Origin of the sequence: Paenibacillus whitsoniae, assembly GCF_003955665.1 — a bacterium.
Taxonomy (GTDB): Bacteria; Bacillota; Bacilli; order Paenibacillales; family NBRC-103111; genus Paenibacillus_E; species Paenibacillus_E whitsoniae.
The window spans coordinates 1-18041 of sequence record NZ_RXHU01000051.1; the positions used below are offsets into that span (position 1 = coordinate 1).

The window sequence follows — 18041 nt, forward strand, 5'->3', positions numbered from 1 at the left end:
GTTTCCGATAGTTATCCCGGTCTTGAAGGCAGGTTGCCTACGTGTTACTCACCCGTCCGCCGCTATCCCCGAAGGGACCGCTCGACTTGCATGTATTAGGCACGCCGCCAGCGTTCGTCCTGAGCCAGGATCAAACTCTCCATAAAAGTAGACAATCACTTGTCCATTTATTTTAAGCTGAATAGCTCATTGACTTGCTAGCGAGATTAATAATCTCATTATGGCTGATTGCTCAACCGTTTTGCTTACTCACTCGTTGTTCAGTTTTCAAAGATCAATGTCTTTCATTTTTGTCCCGCCGTTTAGCGGCGACTTTTATAATATATCACATTCGAACCATTCGATGCAAGCTTTTTTTATTTTAATTTTTTCGTTCAAAACTCGAAAGGCTTGCCCGAACTCGGTTTGGATGTGCGCCGTTTTGAAGCGGCGAGTGTTAATTTATCATAGAATCGCAAACAAAGTCAAGCGATTATTTAAAAGAAAAAAAGAACCGGGTAACATCCCCGATTCTTAATGTATTTGATCACTCATTCACATTGGTGTACCGCAGTTCAATCTCGGAAGCTTGCTCATCAATCAAGACAGCTACTTCTTTAATTAGCCCCTTTTTCACGAGTTTATTCAGTAAAAGCGGAAGATCTCCTTTAATTTCAACTAACTGAGGATGACCTTGCAGCTCGTCAGCGCTAAGCGGCCGTTCACTTTTGCGAAGAATCTGAAAAAGTGCTTCACAGCAGTTTTCCATTTTGGACATCACAGAAAATTCGCATGCCAGCAGCACGAGCTGAACTCTCTGCTTGAGCGTTTCCTTGCTCATCGTCAGTTCCTCATACAGCTTATAAACGCCCGGGTTAATCGCGCGGATTTGCCGCCATACCGTGATTTCAGGGTGATACCCGTCTTCAATAATAACGATACGCGCCCAGTGATGCAGAGCTTCCAAAATGTTGTTATACGCATCCAAAATATGCTCGTCTAAAATATATTCCTTGCTTTGCAAATACTTGCGCAGGAAAAAGGTGAATTCAAAGAGCAGCTTTTGTTCGCGCAGATCAACCGGAAACTCCAGAATACGATGGCGCAGGCCTTCCAAATACGTATTGTGATCCAGAAGTATCTCCCCTTTTAGCAGCCAGTGAAGGATATTGCGGTTGTCACCGTGACGTATCCATTGTTCCATGGAAGCAGGATCGATCCACCTTTCTTGTATCCTCGAATCGTCTCTTATATAATTAGTCGTATGATTGTTCAGTTTCAGATCGTTCGTTACTACAAGTAGTAGCGTATCAAAGCCATCTGTCAGAGAGGGAAGCTGCTTAGGATTGTCAACCGCCATAACACTCGTGACTCTCGGGTCATTGCGGAACTTAAGCAACGCTTGATCTTTATTGATTCCCATGGGTTTTCCAAAGCTCCTGTCTCCATTTTGTTTAGTTTTGTATTCTACAAGGATGCAGAAGTTTCCTGCTGATTTCTGTGACAATTCATCCACAACACACCTTATATGATTGGGAGGAACGAAGCGTGCTTTTAAAATCGAGTAAAGTAAATGAATTCCGCTTATGGGGACTGGCGCTCACGATGGGTGGCATGCTGCTCATGATTGTCGGACTGGCCGGCATCGTATTTGACTGGGGGACGGCGGGACGCGTACTTGCCATTATTTTTATGACATTAGGGATGATCAGCGTGCTGGTCAGTATGGGCATTTATTTCTGGGCCGGCATGCTGTCCACTTCGGCGATTGTCATCGACTGTCCAGAGTGCGGCAGAAGGACGAAAATGCTTGGCAAGACTGACCGTTGTATGTATTGCAAAACAATTTTGAGCGTAGACCCGCAGTATCAACCTGCCGCGCAAAACGAAACGGCCGCAGGGCAAGAGGCTCACTTCGAACCGAGCCGCGAATACGAGCAAAAGCCGCACTGAGCAAAGCGGCACTAAAAAAGCCGAGTCCCTTGAAAGGGATTCGGCTTTTTTGTGCTGACTAGGGCTGCAGACCTTTCTGCAAAATCGGCCAAGTTGCCGGGACCTCAAAGCCGCGGCGCCAGGTCGCTATGCCTGCGAGGTCGTACTTTTTCACGATCTCAAGCCTGGACTTAAGCGAGTCTTCATCCTCGAGCCAAATACGGATCAGCTTATTGCCGTCTTTATACTCGACGTAATTCTGGCCCGTGTCAGGCAAAAAGACAGGCGTCAGCTTTTTATCCTTAATAATGGCCTGCGCGGCTTCCATCGTCAACGTTTTGGAGGTTGCCGTTGTTTTGCCGTTTGCAGTCTCCTCCGTCCATTGACGCGTATAGAAGGGGATGCCCAGGACAAGTTTAGAAGAAGGTACCTTCTCCGTATTCAGCAGCGTCGTAACCGAGCGTTCCGTCCAAGGCAGCGAGGACACGGAGCCAGACTTGGGGCTGGTCGCCCAATACTCGTCGTACGCCATCAGCATCATATAATCGACGACTTGAGACAGCGCGGTGCGGTCATAAAACATCGACCACATTTCATTCGTAGATTTCGGGGTGACGTCGATGGACACGGCAAGCCCCTGTGCGTGCATGAACGGTGTCAATTCGCGCACGAATTGCGTCAAGTTATCTTTATCTTTCAGATAGACATTCTCAAAATCAATGTTGATCCCTTGCAGATGGTAGGTCTGCGCGAAGCTAAGGAGCTGCTTGATAACGTTCATGCGCGAGTCATAAGAAGCAAGAGCTTTAGCCGTGCGGTCGGGATCAAAGCCGTTGCTGAAGAGCGCCCACACTTGATAGTTGCGGCTTTGGGCCCATTTGACATACGAGGCATCCGCCAGATTGTTGATACGGCCTTTCTCATCCGCCAGTGAGAACCATGTCGGGCTGACGACTTGCAGCCCCGGCATCTCACCGAGCTTGGCGGTGTCCGGGTTTTTAGTAATGACATGCTCCCACGTCATATTCAGCTTACCCGGCGGTTTCCAGGGCGCGTAGGAATCCTTGGACTCCTGAACCGGGATCGTTTCGACGTGATCCTCGGTAAGCTCTTTCTTTTTCACATAGCCGATGGGACCACTGGATTGCTGGACTTTGACCCAGTCATTCTCCTCGCCGAGAATCATAACGAGCTCGCCGGGTGGCACATTGGCGATGTACGGTGCTTTAATAGAAGCGGAGGTGCGCAACTGCACGGGCTTTTTGCTCGTGATTTTGCCCCATTTGACGACGTCCCCTTGCTTGAAAAGCAGCACAGCCCCTGTTGCCTCTGACTCTCGCACTTCAAACGGATACAGCTGGCGAAGCGGCTCCAGGGGGACGTAGACGGTCTCTCCTTTTTTCTCAATCGGAAAAGAAAGCGAAATCGGCTTCTCGTTAATGAGCGCCGACAGCTCGGCGGTCTTCATGCGCAGCACTTTGTCCTTCGTCGTGACGATGACGGAATCGCTGCTTTTTTCATAGATGATGTTGGGATCCATCCATTCCTGAATGAGCGCGAGCGGCAGTTTCAGGCTTTCTCTCACGCCTATGGCACTCGTTGTATAATAGTCGCCTTGATAAAAGACAGGCTTATTGAGCTCATGGTAAGAGGCTTCAACTTGCGTTCGATTCGGGGAGAACTGCTGATACAGATAAACGCCCGCTCCCACAGCAAGCATAAAGGTACACAGCAAGAAGGCCAGGATAATTCGACGGAATGATTTCAAGCGTTCACTTCCTTTGGATGAAATAAAAAAACGTGTCCTCTTTCTCTAGACGAGAGAAAGCGCGAACACGTTTAATTATACAACAGATTGGGCATAAATGAGGAATTGTGCCTTTGTTAATGCTTGGTTGACTCCGCACAGGCCGGGCATGTGCCATAGACCTCCATCCGATAACCGCCAACCCGGAATCCGGTCTGTTCAGCTGCCGCTTGCTCCATATCCGATAGCCGCGGGAACTCGAAATCCGATATTTTACCGCACACATCACATACCGCGTGATAATGATCTGTCATATCCGCATCAAAGCGACTCGAGCTATCCCCGTATGTCAGTTCCCGAACGAGTCCCGATTCGATAAACACTTTCAGGTTATTGTAAACAGTCGCTACGCTCATGTTAGGAAACTTCGATTCAAGAGATCTGTAAATATCATCGGCCGTCGGATGAGTCATGGAATCGAGCAAATAGGAAAGAATCGCATGCCGCTGAGGCGTCATCCGTACCCCTGTTGTTTTCAATTTGGCTAATGCTTGCTCTAATTGTGCTGCCATGAAACTCACCACCTAGATGTTCATGATAAAACCTTACATTATATTGTACGTGCGGGAATTGACTTTTGTCAATGTCGGTTCGATGGAAACAGGCGGAAGTTATTTGTTTTTTCGCGTGTCAAGCACGAACATCGCCAGTCCGGCTAGGATAAGCACACACGAGCCGATAAGCGACCCCATCATGTTATATAGGAACGAAAACCAATCCGGCTTCTTACTCACCAGAAAAACCAAACAGCCCGTCACAATCAGCAGAATGCCTAAATTCGTTCCCTTCATCATTCTTTGCAGCGAAGCCGGGTACTCCCCTTCCCAGGCTGTGCCGGCCATTTGAAGGAGCTCGGCATACCGGTTGAGCCGATCCGTCAGCTGCAGCGCATCGAAAAGACTGTAGAAATAAACGACCGGCAGGCATAACGAAAACAACGTGACGGCCGGAGCGCTCGTGTTTTGCTGATTCGCGAGAAACGTAATCATGAAAATGTCCAGCACAACCAGGAGCATGAAAAACAGCCCGCGCTGCATCAGTCCCAAATAAAAATGCCCCAAGCCGGGAACGACCATCGATAATACACCAGTAAGCCATTTGCGTTTGCGAGCTGCCGGTTCGTAAGGCATAAGCGGCGAAAAAGTCGGATCCAGGCGATTGTCGGGGGCGCTGTAACGGTCATTGCGGATGTTCAAAAGTCTCCCTCCTGACAGCGGCTTTACCGCGCTATTTGCTGAATATAATCGGCTAATTGAATAACGCCGTCCTGAATGCGCAGCACATAATGAATAAGGCCCGATTGAATAAAAAGGACGGTGGCCACCAGAGCAATGGCGCCATTTCTCCAACGGCGGTTCGGCGCCGGCGAGCTTGGCTGAACAGTCAGTGACGCATTCCCCGCCCCCGTCATGGAAATCCGCTTCATGATGTGGTTCGTCAAACCGCCGGAGGGCTCCATGACAGGCATGTCATCCAGCAGTCTATTCAGATAACGGTTGAGGAGCTCGTCCTCTTGCAGCTTGTCGCTCATGCGCGTTCACCTCCAGCCATTTGCGTTTCAAAAGCGCCTTGCCTCTATACAGTCTCGTCTCCAATGTCTTGAGGGGGAGCCCGGTCACGGCGCTCATTTCGTGGTAAGACAGCTGCTTATAATGATGCAAATACAGGACAATCCGGTATTTATCCGGCAACTGCGCAAGCAGGTCTTGCATCCGCTGCTGCTCATCCCTGCGCAGCAGGGCCTCTTCCGGCTGTTCGCGCGTCTCGCCGAACCAGCCTTTCATTTTATCCAGCAATGCCACGTAAGGTCTGCGTTTCTGCGCTCGCTTGTAATCCGTGACAAGGTTCATCGTCATGCGGTACAGCCAGGTTGTAAATTTGGCATCTCCCCGAAAATTGGGCAGAGATCGGAACAGCTTAACAAAGACGTCCTGGGTAAGATCCTCAGCGGTTTCCTTGTGCCCCACGATCCGGTATACCAAGGTATAAATATAGCGCTGGTGCCGTTCAATAAGGATCCGGTACGCCTCGGCATAGCCTTGACGGACCTGCACAATCAATTGTTCATCCGTCAACTCTTCCACGGCCGATTCCCCCTTTCTGCTTTCCCACTTGGTTAGACGCCGCCCTCTTCGCGAACCCTTCAAACACTCTTGCTGGTTTCGATGGTGACGTCTGTCACACCGGGCATGCCGTTCGTTTCCTCTAAAATGGCGCCAATGAGAGAAGGTTTTGGAATGGTGACATGGAACGTAATTTGCACGAGATTGGGTTTACCCTCCACGTCGATCTGTTCCAGCTTGATTTGCCGAATATCGACCTTCTTGCTGCCTAACAGCGTAGTGATTAGACCTAACGTTCCCGGTTGATCGACGGCGGTAATTTTGAGAATGCGGATTTTTTTGCCGTTAAAAAAGCGGTGCTCCACTTTATTCAATATCCAAAGCGAGAGCAGCACCATGAAACAAACGAGCGCCGCCGGGAAATAAAAGCCCGCTCCCATAGCCAGACCAATGCCCGCCACGACCCAGAGGGAGGCAGCCGTTGTAAGACCGGTGATGGATCTCCCGTTAAACATAATTGTGCCTGCGCCCAAAAAACCGATGCCGCTGATCACTTGCGCAGCCAACCGGGAAGGGTCAAGGCGCACATTCGTTTCGTTGGCAAAGGCGCCGAAGCCGTAAATCGAAAGAAGCATGACAAGTGCGGAGCCGACACAGACCAGAATGTGTGTTCTCAGTCCTGCCGCATGAGCGCTCATCTCCCGCTCGAACCCAATGAGTCCTCCAAGAAGCAGCGCCCCGACGAGACGAATAGTAATATGTAGCTGATCGATGACCCAAGGGTTACTCATGACCGCACCACTCCTATGTACGATAAGGATTCAGGACAATTCCGAGGTAGCCGGACGCTCGAACGTTGTCAGGCTGACGCCGGGCGGAACGGTAAACACGCGGCGGACGACGAAGCCAAAGCGTTCGTACAGCTCAATCGCCGGCAGATTCGCCGACCCGGTCGAGACGATAAAGCGCGCCGCGCCCAACTGCTCCTGTTCTTCTACTATATGCGCGATCAAGCTGCTAGCAATCCCTTTGCGAAAAAAATCAGGATGCACCATGAGCCGGCAAATGGTTACCACGCAGCTGTCGTGGGAAATGGAAATGGCGCCGGCGAGCGTCGGTTCTTGTTGACCAGGTTCCGTGATCAAATAGCCATAGAACGTTTCGGTCGCCAGCGCTTCACGAATGGATGGAATGCCGTCTTTCAACGGTGGAATGTCGTCAAATCCGATGATTTCAGCTTCTACACGATAAGAAGCAAGTTGCAGTGAAAGGAGCCTGAGGATTTCCTCGTTAGTTTGCAGGTGCAGCCGCTGAATCGCCAATACGCATCTTCCCTTTCACGAAAATTGAAAAAAAAGTGGTGTCCCGACAATGAGGATCACCACTTCTACTCTATCAGTACGTGTTCAAAAAGCAGGCTTTTCAGCACCGAGAAGGTTGCGAGAACCTGAAGAAGGAGGAGCGGAGTGTAGGCAAAACCTACATGAGCACCGCACTTCGAAGGTGAACGCAAGATTCGATGCCGAATTCGCATCCTGAGTCTCTTCGTGATCAAAAGACGGCTTTTTGAACTACCTCTATCACTTGCTTTGCAGACACTCCACAATTAATTTATTGACGAGACCCGGGTTCGCTTTCCCCTTGGTTTCTTTCATCACTTGACCGACAAGGAAGCCGACGGCTTTTTCTTTGCCGGCTTTGTAGTCGGCAACGGATTGCGGGTTGTTGTCGACGATTTGCTCGACAACCGCTTTGATCGCACCCTCGTCGCTGATTTGTACGAGACCTTGCTCTTCCACGATTTGACCTGGAAGCTTGCCGGTTTCGATCATTTCTTTGAAAACGGTTTTGGCGATTTTGTTGGAGATCGTGCCTTTCTCGATCAGGCCGATCATTTCGCCCAAGCCCTGGCCTGTCACTTTCACATCCGAGAATTCCAGATTGTTAAAGTTGAGGTATCCGAGCAGGTCGCCCATGATCCAGTTGGATACCGCTTTGGCATCCTTTGTGTACGCGAGACTTTGCTCAAAGAAATCGGCCAGCTTCATCGAACCGGTGATAACTTCAGCATCGTAGCTCGGAAGGCCAAACTCGCTCGTGTAGCGCGCTTTGCGGGAGTCCGGCAGCTCCGGAATCGTTGCTCTGACGCGCTCTTTCCACGCATCGTCAATGTGAAGCGCCACGAGATCCGGGTCCGGGAAGTAACGGTAGTCGTGCGCATCTTCCTTGCCGCGCATGGAAAGCGTCTTGCCCTGGGCGTCGTCCCAACGGCGCGTTTCTTGCTCAACTTCGCCGCCGCTGCGGAGAATATCCGCTTGGCGAATCTCTTCATATTCCAAACCGCGTTGTACGCCGCGGAAGGAGTTCATGTTCTTCAGCTCGGCGCGGATACCGAATTTTTCCTGGCCGAACGGGCGCAGGGATACGTTGGCATCGCAGCGCATCGAACCTTCCTCCATTTTGACGTCAGACACGTCACAATAGAGCATGATGGCGCGCAGCTTCTCAAGGTAAGCGCGCGCTTCCTCCGGCGAGCGGAGGTCCGGCTCGGAGACGATCTCGATCAGCGGCGTGCCCGCACGGTTAAGGTCGACGAGTGAGGCATAGCCACCGTCTACGTGCGTCAGCTTGCCTGCATCTTCTTCGAGGTGCAAGCGCGTGATGCCGATCCGCTTGGTCTCGCCGTTCACTTCAATATCGATCCAGCCGTTCGCGCCGATCGGTTGATCGTACTGCGATGTCTGGTATGCGTCCGGGGAGTCCGGGTAGAAATAGTTTTTGCGATCGAACTTGCTGTCCGTGGCGATCGTGCAGTTCAGCGCCATCGCCGCTTTCATGGCGTATTCCACCGCCTGCCGGTTCAGCACCGGCAGGACGCCGGGATGCCCTAAGCATACCGGGCATGTATTCGAGTTCGGCTCGGCGCCGAATGAGGTGGCGCAGCTGCAAAATATTTTAGAAGCGGTATGGAGCTCGACGTGAACTTCCAGACCGATCACCGTTTCAAATTGGGTATCTGTTGCCGACAAAATGACTGCCTCCTTCGTAACTCTTGACTGAAAATCCTACAGCTGCGGGCGCTGTTTGTGATGATCCGTGCTTTGCTCGAACGCATGGGCGACGCGCAAAACGGTCGCTTCATCCAGCGCTTTGCCGATGATCTGCAAACCGACCGGCATGTCGTTCACGAATCCGCACGGCACGCTGATCGCAGGAATGCCCGCCAAGCTGACCGGAATCGTCATAATATCGTTCAAATACATCGTCAGCGGGTCGCTGCTTTGCGCACCGATCTTGAAAGCCGGCGTCGGCGCCGTCGGCCCGATGATGACATCGTAGTTGGCGAAAACTTGATCGAAATCTTGTTTGATCAAGGTGCGTACTTGCTGCGCTTTCTTATAGTATGCGTCGTAATAGCCCGAGCTGAGCGCGTAGGTACCCAGCATGATACGACGCTTGACCTCCGGCCCGAAGCCCTCGCTCCGGGACAGGTTGTACACGTCCAGCAGGTTGTTCGCGTTGTCCGAGCGCACGCCGTAACGGATACCGTCGAAGCGAGCGAGGTTGGACGACGCTTCCGAGGAAGCGAGCAGGTAGTACGTCGCCACCGCATATTCGGAATGCGGAAGCGTCACTTCTTCCCAGACGGCGCCTTGGCTTTCGAGCACTTTCAGCGCCTCCAGCACTTTCTCTTTCACAGCCGGGTCGATGCCTTTGCCCAGGTATTCCTTCGGCACGCCGATGCGCAGCCCTTTCACATCGCCGGTCAGCGCGCTCAGGTAGTCCGGCAGCGCGACGTTCGCCGATGTGGAATCCTTCGGATCGTAGCCCGCAATGGCTTGAAGCGCGTATGCCGCGTCTTCAACGTTCTTAGTCAGCGGCCCGATCTGGTCGAGGGAAGACGCGAACGCGACGAGCCCGTATCGGGACACGAGGCCGTACGTCGGCTTCAGGCCGACGATACCGCAGTAAGCGGCCGGCTGGCGAATGGAGCCGCCGGTGTCCGAGCCCAGGGCGAAGTACACTTCGCCTGCTGCGACCGCCGCTGCGGAGCCGCCGCTGGAGCCGCCAGGCACGTAATCCGTGTTCCACGGATTGTGCGTCGGATGGTAGGCGGAGTTCTCGTTCGAGCCGCCCATCGCGAACTCGTCCATGTTCAGCTTGCCGATAGTCACGGTTTGCGCGTCCTTCAGCTTGGACACGACGGTCGCGTCATAGATCGGCATGTAATTGGAAAGGAATTTGCTCGCGCAAGTCGTGCGCAAGCCTTCGGTCACAAGGTTGTCCTTGATGCCGACTGGCAGGCCGAATAGGGCGCCGCGCGCCGCGCCGCCGGATGCGAGCTGCTTGTCCAGCTGCGCTGCAGCTTGCCGTGCATTTTCTTCATCTAAGGTAAGAAAGGCGCGGACTTTATTGTCCACTTGCTGAATTCTTGTGTACGATTGATCCACGAGGTCGGAAACGGAAATTTCCCGGCTCTCCAGCTTCGCCTGGATCTGCTTAAGGTTCTGTTCAAACAAAGACAACGACAGGCACTCCTTTTCGATTGGGGTTTCTTACTCTAAAACGGCCGGCACTTTAAACTGTCCGTCTTCCTGGTCAGGCGCATTGAGGAACACTTTCTCGATCGGCAGCGACGGTTTGGCAACGTCTTCGCGCATGACGTTCACAAGCGGCATCGCATGGCTGGTCGGTGCAACGCCTTCGGTGTTCAATTCGTTCAGCTGCTCCGCATATTTTAAAATGGCATTAAGCTGCTCGGTAAAAAGATCTTTCTCGGAATCGCTCAGCTCGAGGCGCGCCAGCTTGGCTACGTGCTCGACGTTTTCTTTGGTAATGCTCACGTTCGTTACACCCCTTGTATCGGCAATTGCCTGAATTTACACATGTTCGTCATACTGCATAAAATCAGGCGTTAGTCATTCTTTTCATTATATCCCAGAAATATCGCGAACTCAATGCAGGACACTCGGATTCCTTAGGGTTTACACAGTTAATGGTGTATGCCGTTGCGGGTGAGTACGGTGGGAAAGAAGCTGCATTTTGTACATGTAAATGTGGGAGATGAGAGGAAAATAGTTTCGGAAGAATTTGATGTACATCTTACAGGTAAGCCGGTGCAGCGTGTGTGAGAAAAGAGGAAAAGCCGCCCCCAACAAACGGTAGGACCGTCGTCGGAAGCAGCTTATGCATTTATTGAATAAAGCCGGTGTCCATCGCTTTCGCTTTTTCTCGAAGCACGTAGTATTTCAACTTTGCCGCCGCAAGGGTGGTCTCCGTCTGCTGGACTTTGAGCGTGAACTTATTCAAGTCGTGTTTAGCGATGACGCCAAGCTTATAGCGAAGCTGCATATTGCCTTGATCGGCCTGCACGTCGCTCAGGCCCAGCTGCTCGGCGAGAACCGCTTGGTACGCGTTCTCCGCATCGGTATAGGTCGCCTGAATTTTCTTCGTCAATTCCAGGCGGGTTTGCTCGTTCTTTTGCCCGTTGATCGCCAGATTGACGCCTTGGTACGTGTCCCCGTACGTGTTCGACGTCACGGTATGCGTCGTTCCCCACACCGCCTCGTCGATATTGTTGCCGGCGGCTTTCATTTGGTAGGACGCTTTGAGCAGCGTCACGGTATCCGTCTTGGCGATCGGCTCCACGATGATCCCATCGATGTCTTTCAACTGCAGGTTCGGATCGTACGAAATCCCGATGTCCGTCGACAGCTGGACGAGCCCTAGCCGGTAGTTGTTCAGCAATGTGGCTTGATCGTCTTTTTGCTTGCGGATCGCTTTCTGGACGGTCTGCACGTCGTCGTTCGACGCGAGCCCCTGCTGGGCAAACAGCGTGGCTTTGAGCAGGTCTTTATCCATCACATCCAGATACGTCTGCATAAAATCAAGCTGCTTCTTCTGCCCCAGCAGCGTGACGTACTGCGCAATCGTCTGGAGCCGGATGCCGGCGCGTGCCTCGTCCGTCTGCAGCAGCGAATTGCGCTGGTCGGTGCCGAGCTGATGGGCCGCCGTCTTCATTTGCGCGCGCTGCGCGGAGATGATGGTGTTCATGCCACCGGCGAGGGCGCCCATGCCCTGCAGCATCTGGTTCATCGCGGTGTCCTGCATAATCGTCCACGCGATGTCCGTCGGATCTGTCAAGCCCGGCAGCGCCGGATTGCCTGTATTGGTCACTTCTGCCGGCGTACTCGGCAGATGACCAGGGGTAAAGCTCGCCGAGCCCATGTCGTTCATTTGCTGCTCGAGGTCGGCTTTTTTGCTGCCCTGCGCCGCATATTTGAGCGTGAGCATAGCCAGGTTGTGCGAGTCTTTGAGCGCTTTATCGAGCACAAAATCCAGATCTACGGAGGAGACGATTTCCAGTACCTCCGCGTTCACATACACATTTTGATCGGGATCCGTGGTTGTCGTCGAAGTATCGGCCAGCGCCAGCCCCGGCGTGATGCTCGAAATCAGCAGAAGCGCAGCGGACAGCGTGATTATTGTTTTTTTCATAGCAGTGTACATCCTTCCTGTTACATCGTGAGGTTCTGACCGGACAGCAGCGATGCGGGGGCTGGGGTATCGGCTGTTTTCTTTGAGGAGAAAACGACGAACCGGGTCAGCAGCATGGCGATAAAATACGTCAGCGTCCCCGTGAGCAAGAGGGCCAGGCAGTCGTGCCGAATGACGGCAAAATCGTTCGCTTTGACGAACACGTTGCGGATGCCGTCCAGGAAATACGTGAGCGGCAGCAGATGGCCGACGATCTGGAGCGCCCGAGGCATGGCCTCAAAAGGCCAGGTGAAGCCGGATAGCATGAACGACGGCACGGCGATCAGCATCGCGGTTTGCGTCGCGCCAAGTTGGTTCCCGGAGAACAGGGAAACAAGATAGCCGATGCCGCATACCGCATAGGTGAAACAGAGCACGATTGCAAAGCCAACCAACAGGCTGCCCGCCATCGGGGCACCGAACGCGTACAGCGCAATGACCAACGCAATCGCCGTGTTAAACACGTTGATAAGGAAATACGGAGCCGTCTTCGCGTAGGCGATGCGCCACGGATTCTTTTTCCAAGCCTCGAACCGGCTCCACGTACCGCCGTCCTTCTCGCGCGTAATCGTGAGTGCGATCCCCAGGAACAACACTTGCTGCAAAATCGCGCCCACCAGGCCATACAGCATAAAGTCGCTGTAATTGAACGTCGGATTGTACATGATGCGGTAGCGGAACGGAATCGGCGACAAGGTGTTCATCACCTGATCGTCCTGCAGACCTTGCTGGAGTTGGAGCTTTTTCTGCGAATAGCCCATGGAAAACGTCGTGATGACTTCGTTCGCCCCTTTGGTGGCCGAGTTCGAAATCATCATATTGCTGCCGTCGATCAAGGTGAGGAGCGGCAGCGTTTCGCCATGCTTCAGCTTCGCTTCAAAACCGGAAGGAATGATGAGCCCGACCTTTGCTTCCCCGGATTCCAGCGCCTGCTTCACCTCTTCCTCCGAATGATATTCCTTGCGAATCTCAAACGTCTCGCTTTCCTCAAACGCTTGAAGAATTTGACGGCTCAAGGGACTCTGGTCCTCGTCGATCACGACCGTCGCCATGTCCGTCACTTTATGATGCATATAAATCGAACCGAATAAGACCGTGTACATCACCGGGATGAAAAATAACAAGAGGAACAAGCGACGATCCTTGATAATACTCCGCCATTCCTCCGCAATCAGCTTGCCGATGCGAAGCTCCATGTTGCTCATCACCCTTCTTTACCGTTCCACTGCAAGGTCATGCCGGTCGAAGCCGACTCGGGCAGTGCTTGAAGCTCAACCTTGATCCCGAACGAGCGGATATCGGTTTCCCCTGCGGTCTGCGTTGCTTTCTTCACGGCAAAATCCGGTGCGGCTGCGATGGATTTCACAGTGCCGACAACCTTTTCGCCGGTTGCGACCAGCGTCATGGAGATCGTATTGCCAACTTTGAGGTTCGCAATCGCCGTTTCCGGCAGGTAAAACTTCGCCCACGTCGTCGATGTCGACTCCATCGAGAACACCGGGAAGCCGGAGCCAACCAATTCACCCGGCTGTGCAGACTGAGAGAGGATCAAGCCGTCGCTCGGCGCCGTCAGCTCCGTGTAGCTGAGGTACGTTTCCGCCTCAAGCTGAGCGGCCTTCGCCTGCTGCTCGCCGGACTGCGCGGATTGAATCGCGCCCTTCGCCTGCTGCACGGCGGCATCCGCCGCAGCGACGTCGCCCTCGCGCACCGCCACCGTCCCGCGGTTCGCCTCGGCCAGCTTCAGCGCCGCTTGCGCCTGCGCGAGCAGGGCTTCCGCTCCGCGTACTTCCTCCTCGCGCGGGCCTTGGTTCGCCATGCTCAGCTGCTGCTGCGCCAGGTCCCGCTTCGTCTTCGCCTCTTCGTAGCTGACTTTGACTTTGTCCACGTCCGCCTGCGAGACGAGTCCTTGCGCCAGCATGGCGTTCATCCGATTCAGGTTCTGCTCGGCAACCGCTAACACCTCGCTCGCCGCCTGCGCCTGAATCTCCGCCTGCTTCTTCTCTTCCGGTCGCGCGCCGTTATGGAGCGCATCGACCTTCGCCTGCGCCGCAGCCACGGCAGCTTGCGCCTGCGCGACCTGCTGCTCGGCGGTATCCGCCGTCACGGTCACGCCGGCGATGCCTTGCTGCTTCTTCGCCTCGGCCGTCGCCGTCGCCCCTTCCGCTTCGGCGATTTTGCCTTGCGCGAGCAGCACCGCCGCTTTGGCCTGTGCGACCTTCGCCTCGATCTCCGTGCTTTGCAGGCGAGCCAGCACCTGCCCTTTGGTCACCGTGTCGCCTTCTTTGACAAGGATCTCCGTGATCCGACCGCCGACCTTGAAGGAGGCGCTGACTTCATTTTTTTCAATGTAGGCCGTGGGGTGAACTTGGTTCGCCGCATCCGTCTGGCTCGTCGCCCGCCCCGTTGTTAGTAGAAAAGCACTTGTGCCGATGACGACCGCCATCACAGAATAAACCATTGGTCGAATAAACTTCATAAAAAATCCCTCCACAAAGTACTGCAAAAATAAAAAAGGCGTTGCCGAAGGACATGGTGCTGCTTTGAGCCTAGGCTTGCTGCCATGTCCCTCCATTTTTATACCTGCAAAAAGTTCCCGAAATACAGCTGCAGCAGCTCCAGCACGCGCTCATTGCTTAGAGGCTCGTTCTGCTTCTCCCAGTCGAACACGAGCGCCACATACAGCTTCAAAATAAGAAAAGCCGTTAGCTTTGGATCGCACGCCTTCATCGTGCCGGCCGCAATTCCCCGCTCGATATGCTCGCTGATATAGTTCACGACCTCCGTCTCGATGCTGCCCAGCACCTCCGCCGTGATCGGGTTGCCGAACTGCTGCACCTCGTGTGACAGTTGGATGAGCAGCTCATGCTCCTTACGGAAAATGAGAATCGCATACAGCGCCTCATGGATTTTCTCGGAGGACGTCGTCCCCTTCCCGATCGCTTCATCGGCGGCCTTCCTCATTTCCGCGATGATTCCCTGTACGATTTCACGAAGCAGATCCTCTTTATTGGTGAAAAACGAGTAAATCGTCGCCTTGCCGACTGCGGCAATCTTGGCGATATGGTCCATCGTCGTGGCCTTGTAGCCGAATAGGGCAAAAGATTTCTTCGCTGAATCCAGGATCAGCGCTTTTTTAGCGTCCATTCGCATCCTCCGTTCGTCACTAGAACTTAAATACCATTTTAGTTCTGTGTTCGATGAAAACTAATTTACCACCATTTTCTGCATTGCGCAACAAAAAAATGCGCCGATCTTGGATAAGATCGACGCATCAGCGATATTCGTTTAAATCCAGGCTTTCAGCCCGATTTGCTTAATAAAATCCTCCCGGGACTGCACATCTTTCTCCCGTTCTTGCGCTTGCTCGGCCGGCCGCTCCCCGGTCATAACCCACTGAAACAGCTCCGCGTTCTTCGTCTTGAGCGCATAATCGATCAACGCTTCCTTCTCGACGCGTTCCGCTTCCTCGCGAAGCAGCACTTCTTCCAGTTCGATGTCCGATGCAGGCACATAGTAATGCTTGTTATCCTTAGGCGAACGAACAACATAATCAAAAACGTTATCGTTGTTGCGATCATACGCGATAATATATCCATATCCGCCAATCGGCAGATTTTGCTCTAAACAGTCTTCAACAAAAATCACTTTCTGTCCCAGTCGAAACATTCCATCTCCCCCTTACGCGGTCCATCCTCATCATGTTTAATTTTGTTAACTTTCTATGAACATCGTACTAAAAAAACTAGGTTGTGTCCAATCGAAAGAGAGATTTACGCTGCGCTTTTAGAATAATTCCAAAAAATGATATAGTAGAAGAAAGAAATGTACGATAAACGGCATATAGGAGGCATACATGCGTGAGCAACGAGAGAAAAAAGCCCGACCGAACTTGACCGAAGGTCCAATTACGAAAACGTTAATTCTGTTCTCCCTGCCGATCTTGCTGGGGAACGTCCTGCAGTCGCTGAACGGATCGATCAATGCAATCTGGATCGGCAATTATCTTGGCGAAGTTGCGCTGGCGGCGACGTCGAACGCCAATATTATTATGTTTTTTCTGACGAGCTCCATCTTCGGGATCGCCATGGCCGCGGTCATTCTTATCGGTCAGCATATCGGCGGAGGCCGCGTACAAGAAGCGAAAAAGGTGGTCGGCACGAGCACGATCTTCTTCTTCGCGTTGTCGGTGTTGTTGGCGCTGTTCGGGCTTATTTTCTGTTCGACCATTTTGGACTGGATGAGCACGCCGCCGGACGTGAAAGAATTTGCGATGACGTATACGCGGATTATTTTTGCGGGGATTCCATTTACGTTCGGCTACAACCTGATTATGGCCATTCTGCGAGGGTCGGGAGATGCGAAAACGCCGTTCTACTTTTTGCTGCTATCCGCCGTGCTTGATGTGGCTTTGAACCCGCTGCTGATCCAAGGCATGGGGCCTTTTCCGAAAATGGGGATTGCCGGCTCCGCGGTGGCGACGTTTTTCGCCCAGTTGATTAGTCTTGGGCTGCTCGTTATCTATCTCTACCGAAAAAAATATTTCCTGCGCATCACGCGCGAGGATTTACCGCTGCTTCGCATCAACTGGGGGATTATTCGGACACTGATTCAAAAAGGGCTGCCGATGGGCCTGAACATGGTCGTCGTGTCGGTCAGCAACTTGCTGCTCGTTCATCTTGTGAACGGCTATGGCGCGGAGTCGACCGCCGCGTTCGGCGTGGCGATGCAAATCTCGAGCTATGTGCAGCTGCCGGCGATGGCGATCGGCGGTGCGGTCACCTCCATGGCCGCACAAAATATTGGCGCCGACAAATGGAGCCGCGTGAACCGCATCGCGTGGACCGGCGTGGCGGTGAACATCGGGATGACCGGCCTGATCGTCGCTGTGCTGCTGCTCTTCAACCGCGAGGTCGTGTCGTTCTTCCTTCCGCCGGAAGGAAAAGCGATCGGCATCGGCATGCACATCAACAACCTCACGTTGTGGTCGTTTATGATTTTCGGCATTTTCAATGTGATCGGCGGGGTCGTGCGGTCAGCTGGAGCTGTCATGTTCCCGCTGCTCGTCGCGTTCATCGCCCTGCTGCTGGTGCGGATTCCGCTCGCAACCGTGCTGTCGCACCAGTACGGCTTCGACGTGATCTGGTGGAGCTTTCCGGTCTCGTTCTCCGTCGCGGCGACGTTGAATGTGCTCTACTACCAGTTCGGCAAGTGGCGGCAGGCGCGGATGGTGAAGCGGCCGGCCTGAGGGCTGTGGTTGCTTGGATGTCGCAGCAAACATTGGAGAAGAAAAGGCTGTCCCTGGTCACGAGTGACTGTGGGGCGGCTTTTTTTTGGTTGTTGGATTGGAGAGAGATGGGGGGACTCGTTAAACGGTTGGGTGATCGGGCTGAGGTGGCAGGTTGGGTAGGTAACTGGATGCTTGTTAAAGGAGCGCAGAATCATCCGCGGGGGCCTTAAGGCTTGCTATGCGGGGAGTGTCGTGAATGGATGCGTCAAGTGTGGCGGGTAGTTAGTGAGGAGGAATGGTGGGGGCGGGCAAATAGGCAACGTTTATGATTCATTTCGGCGAATTCAGCTCGGCGACAGCCGTTAAGAGGGGCCAAGCCCTGTTAGCACAGCGAAATAAGATAATTTCATCGAATTAGAGAGGGCCAGACCCTCTTAATTACCGCCATTTTGAGCAAAATTGGCTCGGCGGCGACCATTAAGAGGGGCTAGACCCT

At 53.2% G+C, this 18041-nt stretch carries 18 protein-coding genes and 1 rRNA gene; 2 read left to right on the forward strand and 17 right to left on the reverse strand.

Annotated features, from left to right (window positions below):
- Together EJQ19_RS17445 and EJQ19_RS17450 are read right to left on the reverse strand one after the other, a co-directional pair.
- Positions 1-146: ribosomal RNA gene (locus EJQ19_RS17445) — 16S ribosomal RNA — on the reverse strand; the annotation flags it as partial.
- A gap of 380 nt (positions 147-526) precedes the next feature.
- Positions 527-1402, reverse strand: coding sequence for a nucleotidyltransferase-like protein (locus EJQ19_RS17450; RefSeq protein WP_126142525.1), 876 nt, complete (start codon positions 1400-1402; stop codon positions 527-529).
- A 125-nt stretch (positions 1403-1527) separates the two neighbouring features.
- Between EJQ19_RS17450 and EJQ19_RS17455 the strand changes: the two genes are divergently transcribed.
- A complete protein-coding gene (locus tag EJQ19_RS17455; RefSeq protein ID WP_126142526.1) occupies positions 1528-1932 on the forward strand; it encodes a DUF2614 family zinc ribbon-containing protein in 405 nt (134 codons plus the stop codon).
- 58 nt (positions 1933-1990) lie between these two features.
- Here EJQ19_RS17455 and EJQ19_RS17460 read toward each other — a convergent pair whose 3' ends face one another.
- The 15 genes from EJQ19_RS17460 to EJQ19_RS17530 form a co-directional block, all read right to left on the reverse strand.
- Positions 1991-3679 carry a glycosyl hydrolase family 18 protein gene (locus EJQ19_RS17460; RefSeq protein ID WP_241242955.1) on the reverse strand — a complete coding sequence of 563 codons (1689 nt, stop codon included), beginning with the start codon at positions 3677-3679 and terminating at the stop codon, positions 1991-1993.
- Between the two features lie 116 nt (positions 3680-3795).
- Complete coding sequence (perR, locus tag EJQ19_RS17465) at positions 3796-4230, reverse strand: peroxide-responsive transcriptional repressor PerR (protein WP_126142527.1); 435 nt, start codon at positions 4228-4230, stop codon at positions 3796-3798.
- Between the two features lie 99 nt (positions 4231-4329).
- Complete coding sequence (locus EJQ19_RS17470; RefSeq protein ID WP_126142528.1) at positions 4330-4914, reverse strand: DUF6677 family protein; 585 nt, start codon at positions 4912-4914, stop codon at positions 4330-4332.
- A 23-nt stretch (positions 4915-4937) separates the two neighbouring features.
- Positions 4938-5249 (reverse strand): hypothetical protein, encoded by a 312-nt coding sequence (locus EJQ19_RS17475; protein ID WP_126142529.1) that lies wholly within the window; start codon positions 5247-5249, stop codon positions 4938-4940.
- Complete coding sequence (locus EJQ19_RS17480) at positions 5200-5802, reverse strand: RNA polymerase sigma factor (RefSeq protein ID WP_126142530.1); 603 nt, start codon at positions 5800-5802, stop codon at positions 5200-5202. The genes EJQ19_RS17475 and EJQ19_RS17480 overlap by 50 nt, the downstream gene beginning before the upstream one ends.
- Before the next feature lie 59 nt (positions 5803-5861).
- Entirely contained in the window at positions 5862-6572 is a 711-nt protein-coding gene (locus tag EJQ19_RS17485; RefSeq protein WP_126142531.1) for an MgtC/SapB family protein, read from the reverse strand.
- Positions 6573-6602: 30 nt separating this feature from the next.
- Entirely contained in the window at positions 6603-7103 is a 501-nt protein-coding gene (locus EJQ19_RS17490) for a GNAT family N-acetyltransferase (RefSeq protein WP_241242956.1), read from the reverse strand.
- 258 nt (positions 7104-7361) lie between these two features.
- The gene (gatB, locus tag EJQ19_RS17495) at positions 7362-8813 is read right to left on the reverse strand and encodes an Asp-tRNA(Asn)/Glu-tRNA(Gln) amidotransferase subunit GatB (RefSeq protein WP_206438443.1); all 1452 of its coding nucleotides are present in this window, start codon (positions 8811-8813) and stop codon (positions 7362-7364) included.
- 33 nt (positions 8814-8846) lie between these two features.
- The gene (gatA, locus tag EJQ19_RS17500; protein ID WP_126142533.1) at positions 8847-10307 is read right to left on the reverse strand and encodes an Asp-tRNA(Asn)/Glu-tRNA(Gln) amidotransferase subunit GatA; all 1461 of its coding nucleotides are present in this window, start codon (positions 10305-10307) and stop codon (positions 8847-8849) included.
- Positions 10308-10337: 30 nt separating this feature from the next.
- Positions 10338-10625 (reverse strand): Asp-tRNA(Asn)/Glu-tRNA(Gln) amidotransferase subunit GatC, encoded by a 288-nt coding sequence (gene gatC / locus EJQ19_RS17505; protein ID WP_126142534.1) that lies wholly within the window; start codon positions 10623-10625, stop codon positions 10338-10340.
- A gap of 349 nt (positions 10626-10974) precedes the next feature.
- The gene (locus tag EJQ19_RS17510; protein WP_126142535.1) at positions 10975-12279 is read right to left on the reverse strand and encodes a TolC family protein; all 1305 of its coding nucleotides are present in this window, start codon (positions 12277-12279) and stop codon (positions 10975-10977) included.
- A 20-nt stretch (positions 12280-12299) separates the two neighbouring features.
- On the reverse strand, positions 12300-13514 hold the full coding sequence (locus EJQ19_RS17515; protein WP_241242957.1) for an ABC transporter permease: 1215 nt from the start codon (positions 13512-13514) through the stop codon (positions 12300-12302).
- Between the two features lie 8 nt (positions 13515-13522).
- Positions 13523-14794 carry an HlyD family secretion protein gene (locus tag EJQ19_RS17520; protein ID WP_126142537.1) on the reverse strand — a complete coding sequence of 424 codons (1272 nt, stop codon included), beginning with the start codon at positions 14792-14794 and terminating at the stop codon, positions 13523-13525.
- 98 nt (positions 14795-14892) lie between these two features.
- Positions 14893-15468, reverse strand: coding sequence for a TetR/AcrR family transcriptional regulator (locus tag EJQ19_RS17525; protein ID WP_126142538.1), 576 nt, complete (start codon positions 15466-15468; stop codon positions 14893-14895).
- Between the two features lie 135 nt (positions 15469-15603).
- Positions 15604-15984: an ATPase gene (locus EJQ19_RS17530; protein WP_126142539.1), complete on the reverse strand. Its 381-nt coding sequence runs from the start codon at positions 15982-15984 to the stop codon at positions 15604-15606.
- 187 nt (positions 15985-16171) lie between these two features.
- Here EJQ19_RS17530 and EJQ19_RS17535 point away from each other — a divergent pair, with 187 nt between their 5' ends.
- Positions 16172-17563 (forward strand): MATE family efflux transporter, encoded by a 1392-nt coding sequence (locus EJQ19_RS17535; RefSeq protein ID WP_126142540.1) that lies wholly within the window; start codon positions 16172-16174, stop codon positions 17561-17563.
- Positions 17564-18041 lie beyond the last annotated feature (478 nt).

Bases quoted from the DNA above. Each gene is read 5' to 3' on its own strand.
- EJQ19_RS17450 (WP_126142525.1), bottom strand. From the start codon at position 1,402: ATGGGAATCAATAAAGATCAAGCGTTGCTTAAGTTCCGCAATGACCCG.
- perR (WP_126142527.1), bottom strand. From the start codon at position 4,230: ATGGCAGCACAATTAGAGCAAGCATTAGCCAAATTGAAAACAACAGGG.
- EJQ19_RS17475 (WP_126142529.1), bottom strand. From the start codon at position 5,249: ATGAGCGACAAGCTGCAAGAGGACGAGCTCCTCAACCGTTATCTGAAT.
- EJQ19_RS17485 (WP_126142531.1), bottom strand. From the start codon at position 6,572: ATGAGTAACCCTTGGGTCATCGATCAGCTACATATTACTATTCGTCTC.
- EJQ19_RS17510 (WP_126142535.1), bottom strand. From the start codon at position 12,279: ATGAAAAAAACAATAATCACGCTGTCCGCTGCGCTTCTGCTGATTTCG.
- EJQ19_RS17515 (WP_241242957.1), bottom strand. From the start codon at position 13,514: ATGGAGCTTCGCATCGGCAAGCTGATTGCGGAGGAATGGCGGAGTATT.
- EJQ19_RS17520 (WP_126142537.1), bottom strand. From the start codon at position 14,794: ATGAAGTTTATTCGACCAATGGTTTATTCTGTGATGGCGGTCGTCATC.
- EJQ19_RS17525 (WP_126142538.1), bottom strand. From the start codon at position 15,468: ATGCGAATGGACGCTAAAAAAGCGCTGATCCTGGATTCAGCGAAGAAA.
- EJQ19_RS17530 (WP_126142539.1), bottom strand. From the start codon at position 15,984: ATGTTTCGACTGGGACAGAAAGTGATTTTTGTTGAAGACTGTTTAGAG.
- EJQ19_RS17535 (WP_126142540.1), top strand. From the start codon at position 16,172: ATGCGTGAGCAACGAGAGAAAAAAGCCCGACCGAACTTGACCGAAGGT.